27 protein-coding genes, 2 tRNA genes and 2 pseudogenes are annotated in these 26601 nt (G+C 59.6%); 19 read left to right on the forward strand and 12 right to left on the reverse strand.

Annotation, left to right across the window (positions count from 1 at the left end):
• The first annotated feature begins 16 nt into the window (after window positions 1–16).
• From BM225_RS16270 to BM225_RS16295, 4 genes and pseudogenes are all read left to right on the forward strand, one after another.
• Window positions 17–93: transfer RNA gene (locus BM225_RS16270), tRNA-Met, on the forward strand.
• Between the two features lie 933 nt (window positions 94–1026).
• A pseudogene (locus tag BM225_RS22190) lies at window positions 1027–1891 on the forward strand (Mu transposase domain-containing protein); the annotation flags it as partial.
• Window positions 1824–2455, forward strand: a pseudogene (locus BM225_RS16290) (ATP-binding protein). The pseudogenes BM225_RS22190 and BM225_RS16290, both read left to right, overlap by 68 nt.
• A 293-nt stretch (window positions 2456–2748) precedes the next feature.
• Complete coding sequence (locus tag BM225_RS16295) at window positions 2749–3339, forward strand: glutathione S-transferase (protein ID WP_083595629.1); 591 nt, start codon at window positions 2749–2751, stop codon at window positions 3337–3339.
• A gap of 122 nt (window positions 3340–3461) precedes the next feature.
• Here the strand turns inward: BM225_RS16295 and BM225_RS16300 are convergent, their stop codons facing one another.
• The 3 genes from BM225_RS16300 to BM225_RS16310 form a co-directional block, all read right to left on the reverse strand.
• Window positions 3462–5090, reverse strand: a complete 1629-nt coding sequence (locus BM225_RS16300; protein WP_072705784.1) for an acyl-CoA synthetase — start codon at window positions 5088–5090, stop codon at window positions 3462–3464.
• A gap of 2 nt (window positions 5091–5092) precedes the next feature.
• Window positions 5093–5887 (reverse strand): enoyl-CoA hydratase, encoded by a 795-nt coding sequence (locus BM225_RS16305; protein WP_072705785.1) that lies wholly within the window; start codon window positions 5885–5887, stop codon window positions 5093–5095.
• A gap of 215 nt (window positions 5888–6102) precedes the next feature.
• Window positions 6103–6696, reverse strand: a complete 594-nt coding sequence (locus BM225_RS16310; RefSeq protein WP_245780524.1) for a TetR/AcrR family transcriptional regulator — start codon at window positions 6694–6696, stop codon at window positions 6103–6105.
• An 85-nt stretch (window positions 6697–6781) separates the two neighbouring features.
• Between BM225_RS16310 and BM225_RS16315 the strand changes: the two genes are divergently transcribed.
• Window positions 6782–7411 (forward strand): NAD(P)-dependent oxidoreductase, encoded by a 630-nt coding sequence (locus BM225_RS16315; protein WP_072705786.1) that lies wholly within the window; start codon window positions 6782–6784, stop codon window positions 7409–7411.
• A gap of 30 nt (window positions 7412–7441) precedes the next feature.
• Entirely contained in the window at window positions 7442–7936 is a 495-nt protein-coding gene (locus BM225_RS16320) for a P-loop nucleotide/nucleoside kinase family protein (RefSeq protein ID WP_072705787.1), read from the forward strand.
• 9 nt (window positions 7937–7945) lie between these two features.
• Here BM225_RS16320 and BM225_RS22325 read toward each other — a convergent pair whose 3' ends face one another.
• A complete protein-coding gene (locus BM225_RS22325) occupies window positions 7946–9157 on the reverse strand; it encodes a calcium-binding protein (protein WP_072705788.1) in 1212 nt (403 codons plus the stop codon).
• Between the two features lie 233 nt (window positions 9158–9390).
• Between BM225_RS22325 and BM225_RS16330 the strand changes: the two genes are divergently transcribed.
• On the forward strand, window positions 9391–10887 hold the full coding sequence (locus BM225_RS16330) for a flagellin N-terminal helical domain-containing protein (RefSeq protein ID WP_072705789.1): 1497 nt from the start codon (window positions 9391–9393) through the stop codon (window positions 10885–10887).
• A gap of 11 nt (window positions 10888–10898) precedes the next feature.
• Here the strand turns inward: BM225_RS16330 and BM225_RS16335 are convergent, their stop codons facing one another.
• The 4 genes from BM225_RS16335 to BM225_RS16350 all read right to left on the reverse strand — a co-directional run bounded on the left by BM225_RS16335 (window position 10899) and on the right by BM225_RS16350 (window position 15497).
• Window positions 10899–11681 carry a delta-class carbonic anhydrase gene (locus BM225_RS16335; protein ID WP_072705790.1) on the reverse strand — a complete coding sequence of 261 codons (783 nt, stop codon included), beginning with the start codon at window positions 11679–11681 and terminating at the stop codon, window positions 10899–10901.
• Between the two features lie 123 nt (window positions 11682–11804).
• The gene (locus BM225_RS16340; protein WP_072705791.1) at window positions 11805–12989 is read right to left on the reverse strand and encodes an aminotransferase-like domain-containing protein; all 1185 of its coding nucleotides are present in this window, start codon (window positions 12987–12989) and stop codon (window positions 11805–11807) included.
• A gap of 97 nt (window positions 12990–13086) precedes the next feature.
• A complete protein-coding gene (metG, locus tag BM225_RS16345; protein WP_072705792.1) occupies window positions 13087–14796 on the reverse strand; it encodes a methionine--tRNA ligase in 1710 nt (569 codons plus the stop codon).
• Window positions 14797–14882: 86 nt separating this feature from the next.
• Window positions 14883–15497, reverse strand: coding sequence for an ImuA family protein (locus BM225_RS16350; protein WP_072705793.1), 615 nt, complete (start codon window positions 15495–15497; stop codon window positions 14883–14885).
• Window positions 15498–15617: 120 nt separating this feature from the next.
• On the opposite strand from BM225_RS16350, the gene BM225_RS16355 reads away from it, so the two are divergent.
• The 3 genes from BM225_RS16355 to BM225_RS16365 all read left to right on the forward strand — a co-directional run bounded on the left by BM225_RS16355 (window position 15618) and on the right by BM225_RS16365 (window position 18162).
• Entirely contained in the window at window positions 15618–16043 is a 426-nt protein-coding gene (locus tag BM225_RS16355) for a DsrE family protein (protein ID WP_072705794.1), read from the forward strand.
• Between the two features lie 103 nt (window positions 16044–16146).
• Window positions 16147–17187 (forward strand): aldo/keto reductase, encoded by a 1041-nt coding sequence (locus BM225_RS16360; protein WP_072705795.1) that lies wholly within the window; start codon window positions 16147–16149, stop codon window positions 17185–17187.
• Window positions 17188–17274: 87 nt separating this feature from the next.
• Window positions 17275–18162, forward strand: coding sequence for a DMT family transporter (locus BM225_RS16365; protein WP_072705796.1), 888 nt, complete (start codon window positions 17275–17277; stop codon window positions 18160–18162).
• On the opposite strand, the gene BM225_RS16370 is transcribed toward BM225_RS16365, so the two are convergent.
• A complete protein-coding gene (locus tag BM225_RS16370; RefSeq protein ID WP_245780525.1) occupies window positions 18155–18874 on the reverse strand; it encodes an NUDIX hydrolase in 720 nt (239 codons plus the stop codon). The genes BM225_RS16365 and BM225_RS16370 overlap by 8 nt on opposite strands.
• Window positions 18861–19259 (reverse strand): DUF983 domain-containing protein, encoded by a 399-nt coding sequence (locus BM225_RS16375; protein ID WP_072705797.1) that lies wholly within the window; start codon window positions 19257–19259, stop codon window positions 18861–18863. The genes BM225_RS16370 and BM225_RS16375 overlap by 14 nt, the downstream gene beginning before the upstream one ends.
• Before the next feature lie 252 nt (window positions 19260–19511).
• On the opposite strand from BM225_RS16375, the gene BM225_RS16380 reads away from it, so the two are divergent.
• The 4 genes from BM225_RS16380 to BM225_RS16395 all read left to right on the forward strand — a co-directional run bounded on the left by BM225_RS16380 (window position 19512) and on the right by BM225_RS16395 (window position 21617).
• The gene (locus tag BM225_RS16380; RefSeq protein WP_072705798.1) at window positions 19512–20066 is read left to right on the forward strand and encodes an EF-hand domain-containing protein; all 555 of its coding nucleotides are present in this window, start codon (window positions 19512–19514) and stop codon (window positions 20064–20066) included.
• Between the two features lie 79 nt (window positions 20067–20145).
• Window positions 20146–20730, forward strand: coding sequence for an RNA polymerase sigma factor (locus BM225_RS16385; RefSeq protein WP_072705799.1), 585 nt, complete (start codon window positions 20146–20148; stop codon window positions 20728–20730).
• Entirely contained in the window at window positions 20717–21106 is a 390-nt protein-coding gene (locus tag BM225_RS16390; protein WP_072705800.1) for a hypothetical protein, read from the forward strand. The genes BM225_RS16385 and BM225_RS16390 overlap by 14 nt, the downstream gene beginning before the upstream one ends.
• Before the next feature lies 1 nt (window position 21107).
• Window positions 21108–21617, forward strand: a complete 510-nt coding sequence (locus BM225_RS16395) for a periplasmic heavy metal sensor (protein WP_072705801.1) — start codon at window positions 21108–21110, stop codon at window positions 21615–21617.
• Here BM225_RS16395 and BM225_RS16400 read toward each other — a convergent pair.
• On the reverse strand, window positions 21604–22959 hold the full coding sequence (locus BM225_RS16400) for a GGDEF domain-containing protein (protein ID WP_072705802.1): 1356 nt from the start codon (window positions 22957–22959) through the stop codon (window positions 21604–21606). The two genes, BM225_RS16395 and BM225_RS16400, sit on opposite strands and share 14 nt — an antisense overlap.
• A gap of 86 nt (window positions 22960–23045) precedes the next feature.
• Between BM225_RS16400 and BM225_RS16405 the strand changes: the two genes are divergently transcribed.
• From BM225_RS16405 to BM225_RS16425, 5 genes are all read left to right on the forward strand, one after another.
• The gene (locus BM225_RS16405) at window positions 23046–23324 is read left to right on the forward strand and encodes a DUF3572 domain-containing protein (RefSeq protein ID WP_072705803.1); all 279 of its coding nucleotides are present in this window, start codon (window positions 23046–23048) and stop codon (window positions 23322–23324) included.
• Entirely contained in the window at window positions 23321–24049 is a 729-nt protein-coding gene (locus BM225_RS16410; protein ID WP_092465005.1) for an HAD family hydrolase, read from the forward strand. Before BM225_RS16405 ends, BM225_RS16410 begins: the two co-directional genes overlap by 4 nt.
• 95 nt (window positions 24050–24144) lie before the next feature.
• Window positions 24145–24723, forward strand: coding sequence for a heme NO-binding domain-containing protein (locus BM225_RS16415; RefSeq protein WP_072705805.1), 579 nt, complete (start codon window positions 24145–24147; stop codon window positions 24721–24723).
• Window positions 24720–25691 carry a GGDEF domain-containing protein gene (locus BM225_RS16420; RefSeq protein WP_072705806.1) on the forward strand — a complete coding sequence of 324 codons (972 nt, stop codon included), beginning with the start codon at window positions 24720–24722 and terminating at the stop codon, window positions 25689–25691. The genes BM225_RS16415 and BM225_RS16420 overlap by 4 nt, the downstream gene beginning before the upstream one ends.
• Before the next feature lie 129 nt (window positions 25692–25820).
• Entirely contained in the window at window positions 25821–26426 is a 606-nt protein-coding gene (locus tag BM225_RS16425) for a response regulator (RefSeq protein ID WP_072705807.1), read from the forward strand.
• Between the two features lie 74 nt (window positions 26427–26500).
• Here BM225_RS16425 and BM225_RS16430 read toward each other — a convergent pair.
• A tRNA-Glu gene (locus BM225_RS16430) sits at window positions 26501–26575 on the reverse strand.
• Window positions 26576–26601 lie beyond the last annotated feature (26 nt).

Here is a 26601-nt window from a genome sequence, read left to right on the forward strand (position 1 = left end):
ATAGGCCAATAAGCGTCGCGGGATGGAGCAGCCCGGTAGCTCGTCAGGCTCATAACCTGAAGGTCGTAGGTTCAAATCCTACTCCCGCAACCAACATTACTTCTTCAATATTATCAAGGGCTTGGCTTCCTGGCCCCTTTGAGGCGTGCGCCTTCCTGTCTGTCGACCCCGTCGCAAGATGCAGAAGCGCTGCGAGATCCCCCTGAAGGTCGATCGCATACCCATCACGCGCGTCAGGGAGCAGCACAAGCTTCTCGATCAGACCCCGCAAGCTGTCCCAACTCTCAACCATCTCGGTCCGGTCCCCAAGAGAACGGATAAGGGCCGTCACCCGCGCGCGATACATATCCGCCATCTTCGGGTGAAACCTCACAGGGGCCTCTTCGCTGGCGCGCGAGAGGGCAGCCTCAACACGTTGGGTCCGTGCCATGTTCTTATCGATCGCCGCCTTCAGAAACTCCGCAGGGACAACGGTCTTGATCGAGGCGATCAGCGTCGCCTGTTCCTTTTGCAGACTGCGAAGCTCCCGTTCCAGAGCGGCTTTGCTGTGCTCCGACGTTGCCGCCCCGACTTTGCCGGAGCGTATTTTGCTCAATAACTAAGCGACCAGATCGACTGACTTCAGGTTTGCATAGAATGCTTCCTCTGCTTCACCTGCGGAATGTATCCGGTGGGTCGTGAGGGCGGCGATTGTTATACCGATCGACCCACTTGAGCGTTTCCCATTCGGCTTCATGGACAGCTTCTACGGTCCGATCGGATTTATCACCTCGGTATTGAAGAGGCCGATCAAACATTCGGCGAGTGCATTGTCGTAGGCAGCAACAACGCTTCCGACAGACAGATCTATCTCTGCATCCGCCGATCAGTCCGTATACTTGATAGACAGATATGGCTAGCCGCGGTCAGGATGGAAAACCAAGCTTTTGTGAGCTGGTGTTTATCCTTGCCAGATCGCTTCTATCTTGAGACACAAACAAGCCTCGGACTTTGCCCAGGCCAAGGCCCGGGGTGAGTCAGGTCTAGAACCAGGTCGTCTTCGTGCGGCAGAGATTCTTTGTGCCGCAGCCCAGATTCAAGAATTATGCCGAGCTTAATGCTTTGCTCCAAGACCGCTGCGTGGCGTGGCCAAGGCCAATCCCCAGCTAGACCGCAAGGATCGAATGACTTGGGAGGTGTTCCAAGCGGAGTGCGAGAGCCATTGTCCGTATGTCGCTACTCTTGATCGTTAGTCGGCAGGCGATTGCAGCGCAAGCGGCCGAGAGGGGGCTTCCGTTTAGTTCCTGTTTCTGTGTCTAAGACGTGCCTCGCGTGGTTCGACAACAACCGGTATTCAGTAGATGCTCGCGCCTTCGGATGCGCCGTTCGAGATCCGCGCCTATGCCGAGCGCATCAAGTTCTTGCAGGACGGCAAGGTCATTTGCCAGTATGATCGCGCTTTTGGCCGAATAGGGATATCTTTGATCCTCTGCACTACATCCCTGTTCTTGCTCGCAAAGCTGGCGCCGTGCGCAACGGGGCACCGCTCAAGGAATGACCTTTCGCCCACCATCAACCGGGTCCAACGCAAGCTTGGCAAGGTGCCGACCGCCAAATGGTCCAGATGCTGAGCATGATCCCCACAGACGGACCGGATGCCGTGGAGGCCGCTTGCCCTGAGGCCTTGAAGGAAGGCGCTCCAGCAGCTGCTTTCGTATTGAACATCTTGGCCCGACACCTTGAACTTAGAACGCCACTCACAATCGCCACGACGGATGCCTTGCGCCTGACCTGAGAGTTGGTGGCCGACTGCAAACGCTATGACAGCCTGAGGAGGCCCAAACATGGAAAGATCACAGGTGCTGTACGCGATGAGCCAGCTTACGCGCTACTGGATGATAACCGCCTACGACGCGATCATCGCCACATCGGTCGCCTGCCTTGCGCTGGCCAAAATGTCGACGAGTTTACCTTCGAAAATAAGCCCGTGAACGAGACGCTGGTGCGTGATCTCGCATCGGGTGACTTCCTTGATCAGCAGCGCAACGATCGTGTTGATCGACGGTACCGGAACCGGCAAGTCGCATCTCGCGGTAAGAATCGCACGATCCTGCATCAGACCGGGCAAGAGGGGTCGGTTTTTCAACGTGTTCGACCTCGTGAACAAGCTTGATGACGAAGCCCGTGATGATCGCCAAGCCCGCACCGCCGGTCTGCTATGCTGCCTCGACTTCCTGATACTCGACGACTGGGCTATCTGCCGTTCGCGCAAACTGGCGGACAGCTCCTGTTCCATCTCAACAGCTATCTCTACGAATGGACTTCGATCATCGTTGCAACCAACCTCGACTTTGGTGAGTGACCCTCCGTCTTCGGTGATGCCAAGATGACCACCGTGCTTATGGACCGTCTAACCCAGCACTGTGACATCGTAGAAACCGGTAACGAGAGCTGGCGCGTCAAGACCTGCGAATAGCGGAAACGTGCCTGGCCCGACGCGGCTACGCTACAAGAAGGCTACGCCCAGGCCAGCTGCCCTCGAACATCAGCGGGTCACTTTTAGTGGCGATAAGGGGAGGGAATTCGATGCCGATCGACAACGCGTGGAGTAGTGCCAGCGGGCCGCCATTTGCTTTAAGTGCTTCTCTCGGGTTCTTCAGTTTGTGGCAAATTCGGTGGTAAGGTGCCTCTGTCCATAGGCTACCAAAGAGCGAACCCGTGCAGTCTGATCTTCCCATTTTATGGAGCTTTCGTCGGTGCCCCTATGCCATGCGGGCAAGGTTGGGTGTGCGCAGTGCGGGCATTCGAGTGGAACTCCGTGAGATTAAGTTGAGGGCAAAGCCAGAGGCTTTCTTGCAAACATCGCCGACGGCGACCGTGCCGGCATTGCGTACGGCGGGCGGTGTCTTGGACGAAAGTCTGGACATCATGATTTGGGCTTTGCGCCAGAACGATCCCGATGCTCTGCTCGAAATGACTGCCGAAGGCTGGGACCTGATTTACCAGAATGATGGTCCGTTCAAGCGCGCCTTGGATCGCACAAAATATGTGACCCGTTATCCAGACTGCGACCCAGAAGAAGAACGCGCTAAGGCTGTTGCTCACCTGATGGGGCTGGAGGCCCGACTGGAAATGACACCTTGGCTCTTGGGCGAGCGGCAGACGCTGGCGGATCTGGCGATCCTGCCATTTATCCGTCAATTCGCCCATATTGACCGCGCTTGGTTCGATGCTCAGCCTTGGCCGCATCTGATCGCTTGGCTTGATCGGTTTCTTGCAAGCGATGGCTTTGCACAGGTGATGGAGAAATATGATCCTTGGCAAGCAGGCGACGCGCCGATTTTCTTTGGCGTGGTCTAGGTAAAACGACGAACGCTCTGGTGACGGCTCGCGGATCGGCGGATAGGTCAATCTAATCCGGGCGTTCCACCCGCCCAAGGGGCAGTTAAGGGCGCCGCAGATCGCAAGGCGCCCTGTTAGCGTTAGGCCAATGCCTTCGCTTCTTCGCGTAGAACGAACTTCTGGATCTTGCCCGTAGAGGTGCGCGGGATCTCTTGGAAGACGAATTTGCCGGGGACTTTGTAGTGGGCCAGATGTTCGCGGCACCACGATTTCAAAGCATCGGCATCAGCCTGTTGCCCTTGCGCCAGTTCGACGAAAGCACAGGGCGTTTCCCCCCATTTTTCGTGGGGCATGGCAACGACCGCGACCACAGAGACGGCGTCGTGACGATAGAGCACCTCTTCGACTTCGATGGACGAGATATTCTCGCCGCCAGAGATGATAATGTCCTTGGACCGATCCTTAAGCTGCACGTAGCCGTCAGGATGCACGACGCCGAGGTCGCCGGAGTGGAACCAGCCGCCGGCAAAGGCTTTGGCCGTGCCCTCTGGGTTGCGGAAGTAGCCCTTCATCACGACGTTGCCGCGGAACATGACTTCGCCCATGGTTTCGCCGTCATGCGGCACGGGTGTCATAGTCTCGGGATCCATGACCTCGAGCCCTTCGAGAGGCAGGTAACGGACGCCTTGGCGGGATTTCAGAGCCGCTTGCTCGGCAGGCGGCAGATCAGACCAGTCGTTGTGCCAATCGTTGACAACCGAAGGCCCGTAGGTTTCGGTCAGGCCGTACAAGTGGGTCACGTCAAAGCCGGCGGCGCGCATGTCGGCCAGCACCTTTTCCGGCGGTGGCGCCGCGGCGGTAAAGAACTGCACGGTGTGATCCAGAGCGCGCTTTTCGCTCTCTGGTGCTGTGATCAGCAAGGACATGACGATCGGGGCACCGCAGAGGTGCGTAACCCCTTCGTCCGCGAGCGCGGCCCAGATCGGCTCGGCACGCACTTGGCGCAGGCAAACATGGGTCCCGATGATTGCGGACAAGGTCCAAGGAAAACACCAGCCATTGCAATGGAACATCGGCAGGGTCCACAGGTAGACCGCATGCTTGCTCATGGATGTGGTCAGGGCGTTGCCTTGGGCCAGCAGATAGGCGCCGCGGTGATGATAGACGACGCCCTTGGGGTCGCCCGTGGTGCCAGAGGTGTAGTTGATGGTGATTGCGTCCCATTCATCCTCGGGCATGAGCCATGCAAACGCGGGGTCGCCTTTGGCCAAAAACGCCTCGTAATCCATAGCTTCGGTGTCTATGCGCGGCCCATCGTACTCGGGATCGTCACATTGGATGACGATCGGCGTGGCTTTGGCCTGTGCCAAAGCCTCTTGCAACAGGGGTATGAATTCGCTGTCCACGATAACGACTTTGGTCATCGCGTGGTCGAGTTGGAACGCGATGATCGCTGCATCCAAGCGGGTATTGATCGAATGCAGAACGCCGCCGCACATGGGAACGCCATAGTGACATTCCAACATGGCTGGAGTGTTGGGTAGCAACGCCGATACCGTATCGCCCCGCCCGATTCCATGCTGGCTGAGCGCAGACGCCAACTGGCGGGATCGGCTGTAGAACTCCGCGTAGGTGCGGCGGATTTGCCCGTGGACGATGGCGGTGTGCTTCGGGAACACGGTCGCCGCGCGCTCTAGAAACTGGATCGGGGTCAGCGGCTGGTGGTTTGCGGGATTGCGGTCCAGATCAGTGTTGAAGGGATTACTCATAGTCACACATCCTCCCATTGGGGTGCGCGTTTTTGAATGAATGCGTTGATGCCCTCTTCGGCATCGCGGGCTAACATATTTTCCACCATGACCTGTGCGGCATAAGCGTAGGCATCTGTCAGCTCCATCTCGCTTTGGGCATAGAAGGCGCGTTTGCCGGTGGCGAGGGTCATGCTGGATTTTGACGCGATCTTGCGAGCCATTGTCATGACGGTCTCGCGCAGTTCCTCTGCGGCGACGGCGTAGTTGATCAGGCCGATCTCTGCGGCGCGTATGGCCGATGTCATGTCGCCGGTCAGCAGCATTTCCATGGCGTGTTTGTTCGCCACATTGCGGGAGAGGGCCACCATTGGGGTCGAGCAGAATAGCCCGATATGCACACCGGGGGTGCTGAACTGCGCGTTCTTGTCGGCGACAGCCAGATCACAGCTCGCCACCAGTTGGCAGCCCGCAGCCGTGGCGATGCCAGAGACTTCGGCAATGACCGGCTTTGGGCAATTCACAATGCCCTGCATTACGCCCGAGCATTGGCTCATCACCCGAGAGAAGTAGGCGCGGCCCCCGTCGGATGCGTCGCGACCTGCGGTCATTTCCTTGAGATCGTGTCCGGCGCAAAATGCGGGGCCATTCGCAGCCAGAACAATGACGCGGACCTTCGGATCGCGGCCCGCCGTTTCAAATGCCTCGCCAAGGGCGGTCAGCATCGCTTCGGACAGGGCATTGCGTTTGGATGGGGTGTTCAGGGTTAATCTCAGGATGCCGTCAGCATCCAAGTCTTGCAGCAAGATCGCACTCACGTGGGGCTCCTTGCTTTAAATCTGAGTCGTGAGCGCGTCAAAAGACTGCGCATGCGCGATAAAAATCGGTCGAAATACGTGGTGACGCATCTGTCTCAACTCCTCCTCCGAGACAATGTCAGAGGATCGAAACGCACAACCAGAGGCGTGTCAATGCGCGTTCCTGAGGTCTATCCGGTTCACAGATGCGCAGAGCAAAGTGACGTAGCGTCCGTCTAACTCCTTGATTGCGCTAACAGAGCATGGTGCGCCAATGCGGTCACCTCGCGCAGGTAGGCGTCCTGAGACCAGCCGCAATCGCGAACCAAGCGTTCCCAATTCTCGACCGAGAGCAGCACCCAAAGAAGATCGGTTGCAGCCTCTTCGGTCAGGTCCTCTCGCAGGTCTCCATCAGTGGCTAAGGCGCGTATGGCCGCCGCGCATCCGTGCCGAACGGCCTGCATCCGATCATCCCACGCTGCTGCAGCCTCTGGGTCGCCTTGCATTGCGCGCAGGGCGACCGAGATCCCGTGGATCTGTGGAATGTACCCGCCCCACGCCGCGATAAAGGTCTCCAGCCTCTCGACCCCGCGTGTTGCTGCACGGCTTGGGGCGAGCCGTGTATCCACATCGTTCACCGAGTCGATGTGGCGCGTGACGGCGATCAGCAGTTCTGCGCGATTCGGAAAATGCAGATACAGCGCTTGGCGGCTGATCCCAGCCCCCTTGGCGATGTCGGACATGCGGACAGCTTTGTCGCCGGATTCCAAGAGCTTCCAAGCGGTTTCAAGGATGCGGGTGCGGGTGTCGGCAGGATTTCTTGACATCATGTCAAGTTATCGGTTAGCGATGGGTTGTCAACTTTACACTGTGTCAAGTTGATGCTGAAATTCGAACACACAAGGAGACGACCCTATGAACGTCATCGTTTTTGGCGCGACTGGCAGTGTTGGAAAGCTCGCAGTCTCGGAACTCTTGAACGCAGAACACAGTGTCTCGGCATTCGCCCGAACACCCGACAAATTGGAACTGACAAACCCAAACCTGAGGCGCATTTCTGGCGACGCACTACGCCCCGATGAGGTGTCCGACGCAGTCGCGGGCCATGACGCAGCGGTCATCACCTTGGGTGCGGGCCTATCACGCAGCAGCCTGATCCGGTCCGAAGGCACGTTGAACGTGATTAACGCGATGCAAGCTCACGGCGTCCGGCGTCTGATCTGCCAGTCTACATTGGGCGCGCACGAGAGTTGGTCGAACCTGAACTTCTATTGGAAGCGCATCATGTTTGGCGCATTTCTGCGCCCCGTGTTCAAAGATCATGAGTTGCAAGAAAGTCTGGTGCGGGCCAGCGGTCTGGATTGGACCATTGTGCGGCCGGGCGCCTTTACCGATGCGCCGGCGACTGGGGCGTACAAGGAGAATTTTCCGCCGAGTGATCGCAAACTGACCCTGAAAATCGCACGGGCCGACATAGCGGCGTTCCTCGCACGGCAGGTTGCTGATATGACCTATCTCAAGCGCTCCGTCGCGATCTCGAACTAATCCCAGCGCTTTCTTGAGCAGGAGAGGACGATGCCAGACCAGCCCGTACTTCATATGATCGCTGGCAAGATTGCCTCTGGGAAATCGACCTTGGCGGCAGAGCTTTCAGCCGGAAAAGGCACGGTTCGGATCTCAGAAGATGCGTGGTTGAACGCGCTCTTTGCCGACCAAATGACCACCCCAAAGGACTATGTCCGCTGCACAGCACGTCTACGTGCGGCGGTGGGGCCGCATGTCGGTGATCTGCTGCGGGCAGGGGTGTCTGTCGTGCTCGACTTTGCGGCAAATACGCCAGAGGTGCGGTCGTGGATGCGCGGGATCGTCGATGACACCGGAGCAGCCCATCGGCTGCATGTCTTGCAGGCCGATGACGCGCTGTGTCTGGATCGGCTGCGCGCCCGCAATGCATCCGGCGCGCATCCGTTTTTTGTAACCGAAGAGCAGTTCCACCTGTTCACGCAACACTATGTGCCGCCCCAGCCGGACGAAGGCTTTGATCTGGTCTTTCACCCGCAGACCGGGTGACGGACCGGCTCAGGCAAATTCGATATAATCCCAAATCTGCGAGTATATGACGGGAGTATCGAAGGCCAGTGTGATCGCGTCGCCAGTATCCTCGAAGCCAATCCCAAAGTTCCAACTTTCCGTGTCCTGAACGATGTGAATGTTTTGCGCGGCCATCGCGGCTTCGATCTCCTCCGCCGTCGCGGTGGATGTATCGATATCGACCCCGAACCCTTGAAGCCGGAGCTTGTCACCGCCGGTTTTGTCCATGCTGACCAAGTCGGTGCCACCGGCTACCCCCTTCTTGAAGATGAACAGATCAGCGCCGCTTCCGCCCCACATGTAGTCATCGCCGCGCCCGTCGATGAGCGTGTCATCGCCAAAACTGCCCGAGAGTCTGTCGTCGCCGCCGCCACCAATCAACCTGTCATTGCCAGCGCCGCCCTGAACATTGTCCGAGCCTGCGCCACCGGACAAGACATCCCGGCCGTCACCGCCCACCATGCTGTCATTGCCACTGCCACCGGTCAGGCGGTCGTTCCCGTCTTCGCCGCGCAAGGTATCGTGCCCGCTGCCTCCGGACAGCTTGTCCTTGCCCGCGCCGCCTTCGATAGTGTCTTTGCCGGCCTGACCGAACAGCTTGTCATTTCCGCTGCCGCCATAAATCTCGTCATTGCCTTTGCCGCCTTTCAGAACGTCGCGTCCGCCAAGGCCCTCGATAACGTCATCCTGATTGGTGCCGTAATAGCGGTCTCGCCCACTCGTGCCTTCCCAGCCTCCTTCGACGGCGAACTCACCGTTGACCAAGGGGGACAGGGAAACCAGATCTTGTTCGGTCCAGCTCTCGACAAAGTCCTGTACTGTCGGCCCTTCGCCGTTGAAGTCGATCAGGATGCGGTATTGCGCGGGTGCGAGGATGTGGACCTCTTCGATCTGAAGATCGGCAGTGCTCTCGACCCAGGTCTGGTTTTGCCCGAGTTCGGCCAGCGTCAGCGGCTCTGGCCAGTCGCCGTAAAAATCAGCTGTGACTGATCCAGTTGCCGCGCTGTAATAGGTCAGTCGGAATGCGCCCTCGGGAATGGCGCTTGGTTGAACCATCTCCGCCTGACCGGACAACATATTGTCCGTGGACCAATTTAGATCAAAAATTGCCCCGCCCCCTGCAAAGAATTGCAAATCGACATCGGCAAATGTGTATTCGATCAGACCATTCAGGTCGGTCAGCGTGACCTCGACTGTCATGGGGGCGTATCCTGTCCAAGAGGGTTAACTGAGCAATCCTTAAGCGCGTTTTCTCGATACCGGTATGCTGGTTTTCCTGTAGTCAGAGTTAACCTTTCCCAGCCCAACGGCTGGCTTTGACCTCTGAAAGACAGGCGCGGCGAGTGAAAATAATTCTAAACATTTTCTTAAATGAGCCCGTTCCACTCGATAGCGACCAGTTTACACGCGGCGCATGCAGGGGAGTTTAGGCCATGATCAAAGCAGGTTCGACGGGGGCAGTGAATGCCGCTCTGAACGCGATTTCTGCAGCAGATCAGGAGCGACAGAGATCGATGCAAGCTCTGACGACCGGATCGCGGATCAACAAGGCGGGCGATGACGTCGCAGGCGTATCCGGCGCGGCCAAACTGCGAGGCGAGATCGTGGCGGTGAAGCAGGGCATACGCAATATCGGGGACTTCGGCGGCTTTCTGGAAACGGCTGAATCGATCCATACCGGTGCCATCGATATTTTGCAGAACATGCGGGTTCTGGCTTTGCAGTCCGCGAATGGGGTCAATTCCTCGGATGAACGCTTTTCGTTGAACGACAGCGCACGGAATTTGTTGACCCAATATCGCGAGGAAACGTCTGGCGGCAATCTGGCGGCACGTTTCTTGGTCGACGGGTCCTTTTCTGACAAACAGCTGACCTTGGGCGCTGGCGATGACCGAAATCTGAACATCAGCATCCGTTCGATTCAGATGCCTGACATTGGCGAATTTCGCGTGGGCACCGAAGCGTCGATTTCCTTTACGACTGGCGCCGGCGAGGCAGCGGGGCCGATCCAAGGCGGGGCGTCGTTCCGCGTAGATAGTGCGGGGCGCAGCGCGACAGTGAGTCTGGACGCGGGCATGTCAGCGCGCGATTTGGGGGACAAACTGCGCGTGGGTGCTGGCGAAGCCTTGCAGGCCTCTGGTGTCGGCTTGGTGGCGTCGACGCAAGTCGAGGTCAGTTCGTTGGCCGCTGGCACTTTTGGGTTTTCGCTCAATGGCGTTCAAATTGCGGGTGTCGTTGATGGAGGCGGGGATTTGTCCAACATCGGCGCCCTGATCAATTCCAAGTCGAACCAAACCGGCGTCACGGCAAGTTTGGACTCCGACAAGACCACGATGACGTTGACCGATGCTATGGGTGACAACATTCGCCTGTCTAACTTTGAAAGCGCCAATGGCGCGCGCCTGCAGTTGACTGCGCTCGAAGGGGACGGCGTTGCGGCAGGAGCGACCAGCGGCATTCATCTCGGCGTGCTGGAAAGCGGCGGCAATCTAGGGGCCACGATCACGGGCCAGCTCAATCTGGTCGGGAACGAGAACATCAGCATTTCCCAAGACACCAACACGGCTGCGGGGCAGGGCTTTGCTGAAGCGGGGCTGAAGAACAGCAGCTTCAGCAGCCTAGGAGATATCGACCTGACCTCGACCGAAGGCGCGCTCAAAGCGGTGTCGATCATCGACAACTCCATTGCCCGCGTCGAAACCGGACGGGGCAAGCTGGGTGCGACGCAGAACACTCTAGAGGCACTGACTCGCAGCTTTGGACGTCTACGCAGCAATCTAGAGGCCAGCCATTCCCACATCATGGACGTCAACATGGTGCAGGAGGTCAGCCAGTTTGCCCAAAGCCGGATCATTATGAACGCGGCTCAGGCGATGCTCAGCCAAGGGATGAAGGTCCAATCAGGTTTCCTTGGCCTCCTGCGCAGCTAGGCGCGTTTGGGTCAGTTGATGGGCGAGAGCAGGGCAGGCTCGGTCACGATCTGACGCACGCCGTGAGAGTGATCTTCGTTAAATTTGTTCTCTTCGGCCCATGCGTGCAGCGACGTGATGTCGACCCGTGCACATGTTGGACGAACCGACCACGTGACCTGCAGCGGCGAGCATTCTTGTTGAGAATACTTTGGACCCGTGGTCGAGCCTGCAAACACCACTGGTTGCCCAGTGTCCGTGGGCAGAGTGTCAGGCTGGTGTAGGCCGTCTACGACTTTGCCGTGGTAGTCATAGGTCCGGAAATCTGCCGCATAGGGATCATTCACCACCAGAAAGACCTGAGCTTCGACCCGCAGTTGAGGATTGGCGCAGGCAGGGCTCATACAGGACCCTAGTCCTTCGCCGGGGGACACGTCGCAGGAGGAGTAGACCCAGTGCACCTCGATCGTGTCGCCGGGTTTGACACCGCCAAAGGGGCCGTGCCCATCAAAGGGGTCCTCGCGTTCCTGCGCCGTCAGCTCTTCGGTGTCATTGCACTTCCATCCGCCATGGGTGCCCTTACCGGCGGCAATCGCAAAGCCGGGGCCCTTGTGCTCGGCGTTGGTGTGGGTGTGAATGTTGCACAGGTTCAGATCAGACGCGGGTGGGGCCAGATTGAACAGACGGGGATTGCTGCCCGTGGTCTGGGTAATGTCGCGCGGCGTTTGCGGGCCGTAGCCGGTGCAGATATCAGCGGCCATGCCGGTTGCAGGCCACAGTGTTACGATCGCAGCACAAATCAGGCGTCGGTTCATTCGGTCTCTCCCCGTCCAAAGCGGTGCGCTGAGTTTCGTCAGCGCTTTGCGGAAACCTAGGGGAGAGGTCGTGAGCATTTCGTTACCAACCCCGCAGAACTGCGGGAATGGTTAATGGCGCCCTTAGTCAAACGACCGAATGGTGTCTGCCAGACGCTTGGCGCCCTCGCTCAGCTTCTCGGGGGTGTTGAGCGTAAAGTTAATGCGGATACCTGATTGGTCCTTGCCCTCTGGGTCAAACACGCTGCTGGGCGAGATGCAGACGCCATAGTCCAGACAGCGGCGCATCAGTTGCTCGGTCTGGATTGCGGGGTCTTTGACCTTGGCCCAGACGAACATGCCGCCGCAGGGTTTTTCCCACGTCAGGTGGTCGCTCAGATGCTTTTCCAACGCGGCACACAGGGCATCGCGGCGCGCGCGATATAGTGCCAGAACACGCGGCAGAGCGTTATCGGCGACACCTTCCTCATAGGCCTTGGCAGCGGTCATCTGGCAGACGCCGCTGCTGAACATGTCGGACCCTTGTTTCGCGGTCGCCAAGGCTTCGATCATCTCGGGCGCGGCGATGATCCAACCGATGCGCAGGCCGGGGGCCAGCTCTTTGGAAACTGTGCCGACGTAGATGACAGGGCCGCTGTAGGGGGTGCCGTCGCCGCTGAGTTCCAGCAGGGTCGGCAGGGGGTCGCTGTCGTAATAGAGCTTGCCGTAGGGGTCGTCTTCGATCAGCCAAGCGCCGGTCTTCTGGGCGGCTGCCAGCAATTCCTTGCGCTGCTCCAGACCGACCAAACGACCACTGGGGTTCGAGAAATTCGGGACCGTGTAGGCGAACTGCGCGCCGGTCATATCCTGAACCGGATCGAAATCCGCGGCTTCTAGGATCATGGGTTGGTATTCCGGCGTGCGGGGGCGCCACGCGTCCAGGGCTCCAAGATAGGTCGGGCTTTGGGCGGCGATCTTCTGGCCGGGGTTCAGCAGGACCTGACCGATCAGGCTCAGGGCTTGGGTGCCGCCGGTGGTGACCAGTACGTTGTCGCGGGTCAGCGGTACGTTGTCGGTGCTGTATCGCTTGGCCAGCACGTCGCGCAAATAGGGCAGACCGGGCACGGGGCTGTAGGTCATTGTCTCGGTCGGGTATTCGCGCACCACGCGGCCCGAAATCTCGGCGATTTCTTCGACGGGCCAGACATCGGGCGAAGGCAGGCCTCCGCCAAGGTTGATCAGGCCAGGAATTTGGCCTGCGGACAGAAATACGGAGATCACATCGTTCGTGTCGTTCAGCCAGCTGGCAAATGGGGCGCGATCGGTCATCGGAGGTGTCTTTCGGTTTTGTCTGTGTCGGGGTGGTCCCTGAAAGCAAATGCCACCCGTTTCGGGGTGGCATCGCGTTTTGGTCTGGTGGGCGCCCTTAGTCGCGGGTGCCTGCGAAACGCTGCTGCCACTCTTCGCGCTGATCATCGCTGATCTTGCCGAAAAGGTTGTCGGGCACGGAAAAGGCGTGACCGGCGGGCAGGCGCTTGACCGCGTCGGCGGCGCTGCCGGGCCATTCGGCGTCGACCTTCATTGCGGTTAGCAGCGTGTCAGCAGCATCGGGGATAAAGGGCGCGGACAGCACAGCATAGAGCGGGATCAGGTTCAGGGCGAAACGCACCTGACCGGCAGCCTTTTCGGGGTCCTCCTTGAAGGTCGACCAAGGCGCGGCCTCTTGCAGGTACTCGTTGCCCATGACCCAGATCGCACGCAGGGCACCGGCGGCCTTGCGGACTTCTTTGTCTTCCATGAACTGCTCGTAAGCGCGGATGTTCGCTTCGAGTTGGTCTATAAAGGCCTGATCCACGGGCAACTCGTCGCCACCTGCGGGAACCTCTTCGCCGAATTTGGAACGGCAGAACTTGGTGACTCGGCTGACAAAGTTCCCCAGCACGTCGGCAAGGTCTTTGTTCACCGAGGCTTGGAAGTTCTCCCACGTGAATTCGCTGTCCGAGGATTCCGGGGCGTGGCTTAGCAGCCACCAGCGCCAGTAGTCGGCGGGCAGAATGTCCAGCGCCTGATCCATGAACACGCCGCGCCCGCGCGAGGTGCTGAACTGGCCGCCATCATAGTTCAGGTAGTTGAACGATTTGATGTAATCCACCAGCTTCCACGGCTCGCCCGAGCCCAGAATGGTCGCGGGGAAGGACAGGGTGTGGAACGGCACGTTATCCTTGCCCATGAACTGGGTGTAGGTCACGTCGTCCGCGCCCTTGTCGGTGCGCCACCAGCGCTCCCAGTCGGTGCCTTTGCCCGCATCGACCCATTCCTGACCGCACGCGATGTATTCGATCGGCGCGTCGAACCAGACGTAGAAGACCTTGCCTTCCATGCCGTCCCAGTCCTGATCGCCCTTCTTGACCGGAATACCCCAGTCCAGATCGCGGGTGATGCCGCGGTCCTGCAGGCCGTCACCGTCGTTCAGCCATTTTTTGGCGATCGAGGTGGTCAGCACGGGCCAGCCCTCGCGGGTGTCGATCCACTCTTCTAGTTGGTCCTTCATCTGGCTTTGGCACAGATACAGGTGCTTGGTCTCGCGCATCTCCAGATCGGTCGAGCCCGAGATGGTCGAGTGCGGATTGATCAGGTCCACAGGGTCCAGCTGCTTGGTGCAGTTGTCGCACTGATCGCCGCGCGCGCTGTCAAAGCCGCAGTTCGGGCAGGTGCCCTCAATATACCGGTCGGGCAGGAAGCGGCCATCGGCGTGGCTGTACATCTGCGTCTCGCTGACTTCACGGATCAGGCCCTGTTCCGCCAGACGGCCTGCGAAATGCTGGGTCAGCTTGTGGTTCGCGTCCGAGGACGAGCGGCCAAAGTGGTCGAACGACAGGCGGAAGCCCTCGGCGATTTTGGCCTGAACCTCGTGCATTTCGGCGCAATATTCGGCGACGGGCTTACCGGCCTTGGCGGCGGCCAGCTCGGCGGGGGTGCCGTGTTCGTCGGTGGCGCACAGGAACAGAACCTCGTTGCCGCGGCCGCGCTGGTAGCGGGCGAACAGGTCCGCCGGCAGCTGGCTGCCCACAAGGTTGCCAAGGTGTTTGATGCCGTTGATGTACGGAATGGCCGAAGTGATCAGGTGCCGTGCCATGAGGTGCCCCCAGAATTCTGTTGTCCGGCCTCCCTTAGCGCATGAGGCTGCGGTGTTCCAGCAGAACTGGCGCTTGTGTGCCGGGCCTAGTCTGCCCCAGTGGTGGGCGTCAGGATCAGTGCCCCGCTGTGGTCCCGCGCCATGGTCCAACTGGCGGGGGCGGCCATACGGGCGCGCACACGGTCCAGCCGCCACGCCGGATGACCCGAGGGCAGAGGGGTCACCTGCCAGCGCGTCTCGACCCCCGGTGCGCCGCCCCGTTCGGGGGTCAGCAGGATGCCAATGGGGGCTTCGGCGCCTTTCTGCGCGCCGCGCTCGGCGGCCAGATGCAGACGGCGGATCGGGGTCAGTTCGGGGATTTCGCTGACCTCACTGATGACCGCCGAAACCGCGCCACTATCGAGCGCCTCTTCCATGGCCCACAGGATGTCGCGGGTCTGGCCTGCCTTGACCGTCAGGATGCGGGTCGGGTCGCACCAGGGTCCCAGGCCGGGGGCGAAGAGCGTTTCGGTGCTCCATGCAGGTTTGATCCACATGACTGGCCCGCTGGTCCGTCCCGCCCATTCCAGCGCGAAGACCCAGCGCGCCGCACCGCAGATTTCATGCACGCGCGCCCGCGCCACCCGCAGTCCGCCTGCGAGGGTCAATTCCGGACCGTCCCGATGGGGCCGCCGGTCCAAGAGATGGGCCTGATTCACCATGTCCCCATTTTATGTTCCTATTTTGTTCCGTAAAGGTATTCTATCGTTTGGGCAGTTTGTGATGTGCTGGAACGCGGCTAGGCTGCTGACAGAAGAGACATGATAAAGGGAGGAGATATCATGACCCGATTACTATGCGCCTTGGCGATCACCTGCATGGCCCTCTGGGGCCAGCTGGCCGAAGCTGGAGAGAAGATGAAAGTTGTTTACCACGTCGCTGACGCGGAGAAGGTCGGCTTTGCCCTTGGCAATATGGCCAACCACATCAAGGGCGCAGGCGGCCCAGAAAATGTGGAAATCGTGTTGGTCGTCCACGGTCCCGCGCTCAAGGCATTTCACGATGGCGTCGACGCTAATCCCAAGGTGCTGGAGCGTTTGACCGCCCTTCAGGGCAATGGCGTTACCTTTGAGGCCTGCGGCAACACCATGAACGCGCAATCGGTGTCCTTGGATGACCTGATGCCCAACTTCACCCGCCGCGACGAAGGCGGGGTGGTCCGCATCGCGGATTTGCAGTCCCAAGGCTACATCTACATCCGTCCATAACATTGCATTCCCATGATACGGGAAATGCAGGCGCCCCCCTTGAGTTTCCCAAGCGGGGGCGCATGTTTGCATCCAAGTTATTGCAAAGACAAAGGACTATCTGATGAAGACCAGACCGCTCGGCCGCACGGGCCTTGATGTGAGCGTATTCTGCTTGGGTTCCATGACCTGGGGCACGCAAAACACCGAAGAAGAGGGACACCAGCAGATCGAGCGCGCCATTGAGGCGGGCATCAACTTCATCGACACCGCCGAGATGTATCCCGTGAACCCGGTCCGCGCCGAAACCGTCGGCGTGACCGAGGAAATCATCGGCAACTGGTTCGAAAAGACAGGCCGCCGCGACGATCTGATCCTGGCAACCAAGCACAGCGGTGCAGGCTCGCATTCGCGGGATGGTGCGCCGATCACCGCCAAATCCATCCCCGAAGCTGTCGAGGGATCGCTCAAGCGCCTAAAGACTGACGTCATCGACCTGTATCAATTTCACTGGCCGAACCGCGGCAGCTACCACTTCCGCCAGATGTGGAACTACGACCCCTCGGGTCAGAACGCCGCCTACACCCAGCAGAACATGGAAGACTGCCTTGGCGCGCTGCAAAAGATGGTGGATCAGGGCAAGATCAAGCATTTCGGTCTGTCGAACGAATCCGCGTGGGGCACCACCAAATGGGTGCAGCATGCCGAAGCGGGCAAAGGCCCCCGGGTGGCTTCGATCCAGAACGAATATTCGCTGCTGGCGCGTTACTATGACACCGATCTGGCCGAAGCCTGCGTGAACGAGGATGTGGGCCTGCTGTCCTACACCACTTTGGCGGCGGGTCTGCTCACCGGCAAATACCAAAAGGGCCAGATCCCCGAGGGCTCGCGCATGGCGATCAACGGTGATCTGGGCGGCCGCAAGACCGAGCGCGTCTTTGATGCCGTGGATGCCTATCAGACGCTGGCCGACAAATACGGTTTGAGCCTGACGCAGATGTCGTTGGCATGGGCGCGTGACCGTCCGGGCATGTGCTCGGTCATCATCGGGGCGACCACCATGGACCAGCTCGAAGAGGTTCTGGGTGCCCACGATCTGGAGCTGCCTGCAGAGCTGCTGACCGAGATTGACGAGGTGCACAAACAGTACCCGCTGCCTTTCTAAACCATCACGGGGCCTTCGGGCCCCGTTTTCATTGGGGTGGCGCGTGAATTTTCTGGCGGGGCGGGCCGCAGGGTGCAATATCGCCCAATGGATGCGTGGATACTGATCACCTTTGCCGCCGCGACGTTTCAGACCCTGCGGTTTGTGCTGCAAAAACGCCTGAGCGCCAAAGAGTTGAGCGCGGCGGGGGCGACGTTTTCCCGCTTCATCTATTCTTTCCCCTTCGCTTTTGCGATCACACTGGCCTACCAGCAGTTGCGCGGGTTCGACTGGCCCGAACTGTCCCCAATGTTCTGGGTGCACGGCGCGGTTGGCGGCGTGGCGCAAATCCTTGCCACGCTTTGTGTGGTAATGCTGCTGGGGCGGCGCAATTTTGCGGTCGGGATCACCTTTAAAAAGACTGAAGTCATTCTGGCGGTCATCGTCGGATTGATTGTGTTGGGGGACGTGATCACTTTGCCCGCGCTTGGGGCGGTGCTGATCGGAATGGGCGGCGTGCTGCTTCTGTCAAAACAGGCCAAGGGCGCGGCGTGGGACAATGCAGCGGTTGCGCTGGGGCTGGGATCGGGTCTGCTCTTTGCGATCTCGGGCGTGACCTATCGCGGGGCGACCCTCGCGGTTCTGAGCGATGATCCCTTCTTGCGGTCCTCTGTGGCGCTGGCGATGGTGACACTGTTCCAGACCGTCGTGATGGCGGCATGGTTGCAGATCAGAGACCCCGGACAGATCACCAAAGTGGTCAAGGCGTGGAACCGTGCGGGTCTGATCGGGATCATGAGCCTGTTTGGCTCTCTAAGTTGGTTCACCGCGTTTACCTTGCAGCCCGCAGGTCTGGTCAAAGCGGTCGGTCAGGTTGAACTGATCCTGAGCATCATGGCGGGGCATCTGATCTTTGGCGAACGTCTCTCGCGGCGCGAACTTGTGGGTATCGCGACCATCGGGCTGAGCGTCGTCGTGCTGGTATTGGTCAGCTAAGAGGGCTGCCCCCGCCAAGACGGGCAAAGTGGATATCCTCGTCCCGATCTTTGTAAAACGGCACGCTGTCGGGCACCGGGCCGCCTCGCAAACGGGCGGCGATTTCGGCCAGAACGACCTCTGTGATAAAGGGCAGATCGAACTTGCGCACCTCGGGCAGGGGGATCCATTGCAAGTGGCTGAGTTCATCGCAAGCGGCCGAGAAATCGTCGGGATCTGTGACCAGCGCCTCTGCGTCGATCAAGAAGAAACGCGCATCGAACCGGCGTGGACGGCCGGGCGGAGTGATTGCGCGGAACACAAACTCCATCGCACCTGCCGCAGGCAGATAACCGCGCTCTGCGAACCCGAGCCAATCTTCGGGAACGGTGTCGGGCCAAGTGCCCGCTGTTCCCAAAATCTGGCCGGTCTCTTCCCACAACTCGCGGATCGCGGCGATGGGCAGGGCACGCGCCACGGCCTCTGGGGTCTGTTCGGCGAGCCGCGCACTGCAGGGATCGGGCAGGGGCGCAGCCATCGGGATGGTGCTGTCCCCAGCGTCTACGGCCCCGCCGGGAAAGACAAACTTCGAAGGCATAAACGCCGCTTTGGCTCCGCGCTGGCCCATCAATATGCGTGGGGCGGTGGACGCGTCACGCACCACGATCACGGTGGCGGCGTCACGGATGGCGGTTTTGTCGATGCCTGTCGAAATAGTGCTACCCTTTTGCACGCCCGAAGCCGTGCATCCTTTTTGACCACTGAAGCGCAACCATCGCGCCCTTTAACCTAGGCAAAAGGTAGAGCGAGAGCGCAACGCAGCCAATGGTGAAAATGGTGAACAGCACCAATGGATCAGGGCGCCATATTTCAAAGGCAAGCAGCAGGATCGGCGCCATCAGGTGGCCCACGATCAGGATGGTCAGATAGGCGGGACCGTCATCGGCACGCTGATGGTGCAGCTCTTCATGACACACAGGGCAAGTGTCGCGGACCTTGAGATAGCCCTTGAGCAGGGGACCACTGCCACAGTTCGGGCATTTGCGGCGCCAGCCTTTCCATAATGACGGGTAGAGCGGGCGATCCTCGCCGACGCCCGCTTGGGTGTTTTCAGACATTCCATCCTCGTTCACGCTGAATGTGCGGGAAACTTATACGTTAGCGCTCAAAGTAAAAGGGTGCGGAGTGTCCTTGCGTCTCCATGTCGCGAAGCATCGCGCAATCTCTTCTGACTCTTGCACAAAAATTTTGAGCCCCTTGCGACGGAATTCCAGAGCCCCCGCGTTTTACTTCATGAACACGGCGAGAGTTGAGGCCTCTCGCTGAGGTTCGAGGCCACACTGTAAATGGAAACTGGAAGGACGAACAGGATGACCAAGACTTCGACAAAAATCGTACTGGGACTTGCTGGACTGGCCGCGAGCGCCATGCTGATGGTCACCACCGCCCAAGCGCGCCCCGGCGGCATGATGGGTCACGGCGACCGTCCTGCTTTTGCCGAGCTGGATGCCAATGCGGACGGTGAAGTCTCTGCCGAAGAATTCGAAGCGTTCCGCGCTGCAAAATTCGCCGAAGCGGACACCGATGGCGATGGCGCACTGAGCCCTGACGAGATGGTCGCGCGGATGGAAGCGCAGCGCGCCGAACAGATGCGCAGCCGTATGTTGCAGCGCTTTGACACTGACGGCGACGGCAAAATCTCGCCCGAGGAAATGGCGGCCAAACGTCCCGGTGACATGATCCAGAAGATGGATAAGGACGGCAACGGCACCATCTCGGAAGAAGAGTTCGCTGCTATGGAACGCCCGATGATGCGCAAGGGTGACGGCCCCCGCGGTATGAAGAACACCTGTGAAAGCGATGGTGGTCGCCACGGCGGTGGTGAGCGTGGCGAAGGTGGCAAGCACATGCCCCGCTGCCAGTAACCGGCATTGATTAAGGGGTGGCGCGTTTCGGCGCGCCACCGGTTGCCGGTCTCGGCGGTAACGGAGTAATCAGGGCTTTATGACGATGCCTTATGACGCAGTGAGCGAGCTTTCGGACGAAGCGCTCTTGGTGCTTTACGCCAAGGGGGATCCGTTGGCTGCCCAAGTGTTGTCGCGCCGGTTCCTGCCGCGCGTGCTGGCCCACGCCACACGCGTGCTCAAGGATCAGGCCGAGGCAGAGGATGTCGCCCAAGAGGCAATGCTCCGTCTGTGGAAGATAGCGCCGGATTGGCGCGCGGGCGAAGCCCAAGTGACCACGTGGATGTACCGCGTCACGGCCAACCTGTGTACAGACCGCATTCGCAAACGCCGCAGTGTTCCGCTGGACTCAGCGCCAGAGCCCGAGGATGACACCCCGAGCGCAGGCGAGGCGATGCAGGATGCCGCACGGGCACAGGCCCTGAATGCCGCGCTCATGGAGTTGCCGGACCGTCAGCGCCAAGCCGTGGCCTTGCGCCACCTCGAGGGGTTGTCGAACCCTGATATTGCAGAAATTCTGGACTGCGGAGTCGAGGCTGTCGAAAGCCTGATTGCCCGCGGGAAACGCGCCCTGACCAAGATATTGCAGGGTAAACGAGAGGAACTGGGATATGTCGATGAATAAAGACGACGACAGCTTGGACCTGGAACTCTGGTTCAGTGCGTCCCGCAAACACACGCACGACCCCTCTGATGATTTGCTGGCCCGCGTTTTGGCGGATGCCGCGATGCTCCAGCCCGAGGCGCCTGGCATCGTGACCACCGCGCCCGATCCTGCGCCGCGTGTCTCGCTCTGGGCGCAGTTTACGAATGCGATTGGCGGCTGGTCCGGTCTTGCTGGTTTGGGGACTGCGACAGTGGCGGGCTTGTGGATCGGGCTGAGTGCGCCGAACACCCTAGTGACCCTGAGCAGCGCGATGACCTCTGGGGAATACGAGCCGACCTATCTGTCGGAGATAGAAGATTACGCCTTGTTGGTGATTGAAGAAGGGGCCGAATAAGATGGCTGATACGGACAAGCCCGCAAAATCCGCGGCGTCGACCCCGCGCTGGATCAAGGCCCTGTTGGCGGGATCGCTGGCGCTGAACTTTGCGGTGATCGCAGGGGCCATCGGGATGGCGGTCACCTTTGACGGCCCCCCGCCGCCCAAGGATGGCGGCATGTTCGGGATCAGCGGCTACGTCCGCGCCCTGCAAGAGGACAAGCGCAAGGAGTTCGGCCGCACAGTGCGTGATGCGCTGCCCCAGCGTCCGTCACGCGAAAGTTTTATGGCACAGGCGCAGGCGACTTTGGACCTGATCCGTGCCGAGCCCTTTGATGCAGCAGCTTTGGACGCGCAACTCAGCGCGATGGCCGAACGGTTCGAAGTGGGCCGCAAGACCGGAGATCGCGTGTTTGTTCAGATCGTTGAACAGATGACTCCCGCCGAGCGCGCGGATTACGCGGACCGTCTGGAAAAGCGCATCGAAAAAGGCTTTGAGCGCAACAAAGGCAAGTTCAAGCCGCACTAAGCGGCGCGACACACACGCGATTGCGGCCATCATTCTTGGCCGCATAAAGCGCGCCATCGGCAGCCTGTAGCGCGGTGTCGATTCCGCCGAGCCCACCTGAAAACAGTTGCACCCCCACCGAAACAGTCAGCGCCACTTCAGGTGCATCAGCACCAAGCGCGACAGGGCAGGCCGAAATGGCGTGGCGTATTTCTTCGGCCACAGCAATCGCGTGAGAGGGGTCTTCGACCGTCAGTCCGATCAGGAACTCTTCGCCGCCGATCCGCGCCAGAACAGGCGCATCGGGCAGGGCCGCATGTAATCGGCGCGAAATCTCGATCAGGGCTTCGTCGCCGGCGCGGTGGCCGTAGGTGTCATTGATCCGTTTGAAGTGATCCACGTCTACCAGCATCAAGGCTAGCATCTGATCGCTCCGGCGCGCCCGCTCGCTTTCCCGTGCCAGCGCAGGCATTGCGCCGCGCCGATTTTGCAGGCCTGTCATCGGGTCCAGTAGCGCCTCGGCGAAACCCTGACGCAGTGCGTCTTGTTCCGCTTTTATCCGCAGTTGCCGCCGCATCAGTGCGCTGATCCGCAACCCGATCTCGCGCGGGGCCATGGGGCCGACAAACAAATCGTCTGCCCCCATATTCATGAGCTCGATTCCGTGGCGTTCAAGCGCGGTGTCGAACAACCCAAGGATCGCTGCGCCGCCAGAGCCACGATGGGCCCGCAACTCCATCAGCAAATGCGCGGCCGGAAAGGGCTGGGCGTCACTGACCGCAAAGATCACCACCTCGGGCTTGGCGCCACTGTCGCAAGCCTTTGCGGCGTTGCTCCAGTCTGAGGCACGCATGGGGCCGGTCCACCCTTTGGCGATTTCTTTCAGCGCGGTCTTTGCGGTCTCTTGGGTCGCGCCGACGACTAGAACGGGGGCAAGCGCAAAGCAGGCAGGACTGTCGATCGCATAGCCCGCAGGCAGCGCTGCAGTGCCAGCGGCATCAAACCCCGCGCGGCGGGTCAGGCTACGCAGGCGAGCCACCAATTCGGCGGGATTGGCGGCGCGCCACAGGGCGTCGTCTGCACCGGCTGCCAGCGCATCGGCGGCTCTGTCCGACTCTGGGGTGTCGAGCAGCACCATAACGGGCACGCGTGCGCCCAACAGGTTCCGGACATGCTGGACCGCGTCCACTGGCAAGCCGCCCAGACACCGCGCTGCGATGATCACCGCATCAAACATCTCTTGCGGTTGAATTTCGGCGATAGAACCCAGCAAACTGACCTGATAGGACAGTTGGGACAAACGCACTTCGAGCATGATCCTGTTGATCGCCACATCATCAATGACAAGGATATGACCCGCCATGAGTTGCCTGCCTCTGGTTTGCTGCTGTTAGGTTATTTATCGGTAATGTGGGTTAAAACTTCCTTTCCAACTTCGGAGAAATTTGAATGAACAGTGCTGCTGCAGAGGTTTTGGCAATCAAGGCTCTGGGCTGGCTTGCCGCCCAAGAGGATCTGCTGGGGGTCTTTATGGGCTCTAGCGGTATCCAGCCCGACGAGCTGCGCACCAAAGCTGGCGATCCGGAATTTCTGGGGGCTGTGCTTGACTTCATTACCATGGACGACGCATGGGTCGTTCAGTTCTGTAATGACAACGGCTTGGCCTACGAGGAGCCGCTGCGCGCCCGTCAGGCCTTGCCCGGAGGACAGCAGGTACATTGGACATGAGCGCACCCGTCAAAGGCATTCTCTTCGACAAGGACGGTACCCTTTTCGATTTCAACGCGACATGGGCGGCATGGGCCTATGACTTTCTGACCGATCTCGCAGGGGGTGATGCATCCAAAGCGGCGTTTCTGGCAGGTACGCTTGGGTTCGATTATGCCCATCGTAGTTTTCACCCCGAAAGCCCCGTGATCGCGGGCACGCCAGAGGAAATCGCTCAATATATCATGCCATTCGTACAGGACGTGCCTGATGCCGAGCTTTTGGATCGCATGAACCAGTCCGCTGCAAACGCCCCACAAATAGAGGCTGTACCGCTTGCGCCGCTCTTGGATCAGATGAGGGCTGCCGGTCTGCGGTTGGGCGTTGCGACGAACGATGCAGAGCTGCCCGCCCGAAGTCACTTGGGCCGCGCAGGCGTGCTCGACAAGTTTGATTTCATCGCCGGTTTCGACAGCGGTTTTGGGGGCAAACCCGCACCGGGCCAGATGCTGGCTTTTGCGGACCAAGGTGAGCTGGACCCCGCGCATGTGGTCATGGTCGGCGACAGTCTGCACGATCTGCACGCGGGCCGCGCGGCAGGGATGCGGTGCGTCGGCGTTCTGACGGGTCTCGCCACAGGGCCCGATTTGTCGGAGCATGCTGATGTTGTCCTGCCCGATATCGGTTTCCTTCCCGATTGGTTAAAGCAACAGGGACTCTGGCCGGTGCCGGAAACACTTCGCTAACCCTTTCACCGATGCCATCAAATACTGCGAATTTTATCTGTTAGGGCGCTATTAAGCCTTCGTCCGCTACGCCTCTTTCAAACAAGGAGGCTCTGATGCACGGCTTGATTAATTGCGCGATCGAACGCTTTGTGCGGAATACCTACGGTGATCAGACGTGGCGGATGGCCTGCGCTGCGGCGGCAGTGCCAGAGCAAAAGTTCGAGCCGCTTCTCACCTACGAGGACCCGCTGACTCAATCGCTGATCGCCTCTTGCGCCGAAGTCCTGCGCCGCACTCCGGACGAGGTTCTCGAGGATTTGGGCTCCTCGCTTATCTCGGGGGCGGGAGATGCGGCGGTCGCGACACGCCGATTGCTGCGTTTCTCCGGTCGTAGCTTTGTCGATTTTCTCTATGCTCTGGACGATCTGCCCGACCGGATTGCGCTGGCCGTACCTGACCTGAAACTACCGGAGCTGCATGTGGAAGAGCAGCGCCCCGACCTGTTTTACGTGAGCGCAGGCGAGGGCTGGCCCGGCTACCTCCATGTCGTCCACGGAGTCTTGCGCGCGATGGCCGACGAATACGGTGTTCTCGTGCTCATCGACCTTGTCGATGGAAAGCCGGGGCTAGAGGTGCAGGTCATCGACATGGCGTTCACGGCGGGGCGCGCGTTTACCCTGCGCGCCGGATGACGATCTCGTCCCCCCAAACATCGCTGCTGGATCATCTATGCCCGCTGCATGCCGTTCTGGACGCAGAGGGGCAGATCACATCCTCCGGGCCGACCCTGACCAAGATTGTGGGGGGCGATCCCCAAGGCCCGATTTTGGACCTGTTCGATCTGCGTAGACCCACGGGGCTGACCGATCCCCAGACCTTGGTGAAGACTCGAACGGATCGTCTGCTTTTGTCGCCCAAGACCCAGCCGGATCTCAAGATGAAGGGGGTCCTGCATCCTATGCAGGGCGGTGCCGTCTTGAACCTGTCTTTCGGCCTGTCTGTCCGAGAGGCGGTGCAAGCCTATGATCTGACCCAACACGACTTCCCCGAGACCGATTTAACGGTCGAGATGCTATATATGATCGAGGCGAACACCTTGGCGATGACAGCTGCCATCGATGTGACCCGACGTCTGCAATCGGCGCGGCAGCGCGCGGAGTCGGCGTCGCACACCGATCAGTTGACCGGCCTCTTGAACCGGCGCGGGTTGGAGGTGGCGGTCGACGCGCTCAAAGAGGGGACGGTGCCCTGCGCCCTCGTGCTCATGGATCTGGATCACTTCAAATCGGTGAATGATACATTGGGCCATGCCGCAGGGGACCGCGTGCTAGAGCATGTTGCGAATCTCTTGCGGCGTTACACGCGCCAAAACGACGTGGTCGCGCGCTGCGGCGGAGATGAATTCACTCTTCTGATCCCTGAAATCACCGCACAAGATCTCAGTCAGAGACTGGACGCGCTCATTTCTGCTGTGAGCGCTCCCATAGAATTCGAGGGCCAAATGTGCCGCATCGGTGCCTCTGCGGGCTGGTCTGTTGTTGACGCGGCGGAACTCAAAGACTTTGAAAACTTAGTAAAAATTACCGATGAGGCCCTTTATGCAGCCAAGCAAAGCGGGCGGAGTTGTCATCGTCCCGCGCAGGTCGCGCAAAAATTGTAAATTACATCAGGGGCTTGCAAAATTTTCCTATTCGGCATTTTCATGAGGCGCTGCTTTTGGATTATTTCTATCCGTAAGTATGCCAAATGAAAAAGGGCGGCTCACTCGGCCGCACCGAAAGGGATGTAAATGAGAGTTCTGTTGGCTGACGACCACGAATTGGTCGCGCAAACAATCGCGGCATATCTACGCTCAGAGATACATGCCGATGTAACAGTGGTTCCCAATCTTCCAGAGGCCTTGCAGCAGGTCTCTATTCAACGCGCGTTCGATTTGGTGATGCTCGACCTCAATATGCCGGGTATGAATCACCTCGAGGGGCTAGAGAAGATGTTGTCTGCGTCGGATGGGGCGCGGGTGGCGATTGTCTCTGGTCACAACGGGCGCATCATCGCAGAAGAAGCGATTGCGCGGGGGGCCTCTGGCTTCTTGCCCAAAACGATCGCGCCGGTTTCCATGATTTCCGCAATCCGTCTGATGGTGGCGGGCGAGGTGTTCTTGCCCTTTGCGTCACTCATCGCAGTGGACGAAGACACCGCAGCGGCGCCCCTCACACGCCGCGAGCTGCAAGTGCTTCAAGGGATCTGTGAAGGTAAATCCAACAAAGAGATTGCCCGCACCCACGAACTGCAAGAGGTCACCGTCAAGCTGCACGTCAAAACCCTGAGCCGCAAGTTGGGGGCCAGAAACCGCACCCACGCGGCTATGATCGCCCGAGACCGTCAGCTCTGCTGAACGGAAGATGGCAAAAAAAACACCAAAGACGGCGTACGCGCCGTTTTTTTGTGTCTGCACTGTCAGGAAGAAGGTGGCAGTCCGTAGGGGAATCGAACCCCTCTTTCCAGGTTGAAAACCTGGCGTCCTAACCGATAGACGAACGGACCAGCCTTGGTGACGGGTGTTTACTGTT

It is taken from the genome of Donghicola eburneus, assembly GCF_900115865.1.
Classification (GTDB): domain Bacteria; phylum Pseudomonadota; class Alphaproteobacteria; order Rhodobacterales; family Rhodobacteraceae; genus Donghicola; species Donghicola eburneus.

What these genes read in the sequence shown, in the direction of transcription:
- BM225_RS16295 (WP_083595629.1), top strand. Translation starts at nt 2,749, where the DNA reads ATGCGGGCAAGGTTGGGTGTGCGCAGTGCGGGCATTCGAGTGGAACTC.
- BM225_RS16300 (WP_072705784.1), bottom strand. Translation starts at nt 5,090, where the DNA reads ATGAGTAATCCCTTCAACACTGATCTGGACCGCAATCCCGCAAACCAC.
- BM225_RS16310 (WP_245780524.1), bottom strand. Translation starts at nt 6,696, where the DNA reads ATGATGTCAAGAAATCCTGCCGACACCCGCACCCGCATCCTTGAAACC.
- BM225_RS16315 (WP_072705786.1), top strand. Translation starts at nt 6,782, where the DNA reads ATGAACGTCATCGTTTTTGGCGCGACTGGCAGTGTTGGAAAGCTCGCA.
- BM225_RS16320 (WP_072705787.1), top strand. Translation starts at nt 7,442, where the DNA reads ATGCCAGACCAGCCCGTACTTCATATGATCGCTGGCAAGATTGCCTCT.
- BM225_RS22325 (WP_072705788.1), bottom strand. Translation starts at nt 9,157, where the DNA reads ATGACAGTCGAGGTCACGCTGACCGACCTGAATGGTCTGATCGAATAC.
- BM225_RS16330 (WP_072705789.1), top strand. Translation starts at nt 9,391, where the DNA reads ATGATCAAAGCAGGTTCGACGGGGGCAGTGAATGCCGCTCTGAACGCG.
- BM225_RS16335 (WP_072705790.1), bottom strand. Translation starts at nt 11,681, where the DNA reads ATGAACCGACGCCTGATTTGTGCTGCGATCGTAACACTGTGGCCTGCA.
- BM225_RS16340 (WP_072705791.1), bottom strand. Translation starts at nt 12,989, where the DNA reads ATGACCGATCGCGCCCCATTTGCCAGCTGGCTGAACGACACGAACGAT.
- metG (WP_072705792.1), bottom strand. Translation starts at nt 14,796, where the DNA reads ATGGCACGGCACCTGATCACTTCGGCCATTCCGTACATCAACGGCATC.
- BM225_RS16350 (WP_072705793.1), bottom strand. Translation starts at nt 15,497, where the DNA reads ATGGTGAATCAGGCCCATCTCTTGGACCGGCGGCCCCATCGGGACGGT.
- BM225_RS16355 (WP_072705794.1), top strand. Translation starts at nt 15,618, where the DNA reads ATGACCCGATTACTATGCGCCTTGGCGATCACCTGCATGGCCCTCTGG.
- BM225_RS16360 (WP_072705795.1), top strand. Translation starts at nt 16,147, where the DNA reads ATGAAGACCAGACCGCTCGGCCGCACGGGCCTTGATGTGAGCGTATTC.
- BM225_RS16365 (WP_072705796.1), top strand. Translation starts at nt 17,275, where the DNA reads ATGGATGCGTGGATACTGATCACCTTTGCCGCCGCGACGTTTCAGACC.
- BM225_RS16375 (WP_072705797.1), bottom strand. Translation starts at nt 19,259, where the DNA reads ATGTCTGAAAACACCCAAGCGGGCGTCGGCGAGGATCGCCCGCTCTAC.
- BM225_RS16380 (WP_072705798.1), top strand. Translation starts at nt 19,512, where the DNA reads ATGACCAAGACTTCGACAAAAATCGTACTGGGACTTGCTGGACTGGCC.
- BM225_RS16385 (WP_072705799.1), top strand. Translation starts at nt 20,146, where the DNA reads ATGACGATGCCTTATGACGCAGTGAGCGAGCTTTCGGACGAAGCGCTC.
- BM225_RS16390 (WP_072705800.1), top strand. Translation starts at nt 20,717, where the DNA reads ATGTCGATGAATAAAGACGACGACAGCTTGGACCTGGAACTCTGGTTC.
- BM225_RS16395 (WP_072705801.1), top strand. Translation starts at nt 21,108, where the DNA reads ATGGCTGATACGGACAAGCCCGCAAAATCCGCGGCGTCGACCCCGCGC.
- BM225_RS16400 (WP_072705802.1), bottom strand. Translation starts at nt 22,959, where the DNA reads ATGGCGGGTCATATCCTTGTCATTGATGATGTGGCGATCAACAGGATC.
- BM225_RS16405 (WP_072705803.1), top strand. Translation starts at nt 23,046, where the DNA reads ATGAACAGTGCTGCTGCAGAGGTTTTGGCAATCAAGGCTCTGGGCTGG.
- BM225_RS16410 (WP_092465005.1), top strand. Translation starts at nt 23,321, where the DNA reads ATGAGCGCACCCGTCAAAGGCATTCTCTTCGACAAGGACGGTACCCTT.
- BM225_RS16415 (WP_072705805.1), top strand. Translation starts at nt 24,145, where the DNA reads ATGCACGGCTTGATTAATTGCGCGATCGAACGCTTTGTGCGGAATACC.
- BM225_RS16420 (WP_072705806.1), top strand. Translation starts at nt 24,720, where the DNA reads ATGACGATCTCGTCCCCCCAAACATCGCTGCTGGATCATCTATGCCCG.
- BM225_RS16425 (WP_072705807.1), top strand. Translation starts at nt 25,821, where the DNA reads ATGAGAGTTCTGTTGGCTGACGACCACGAATTGGTCGCGCAAACAATC.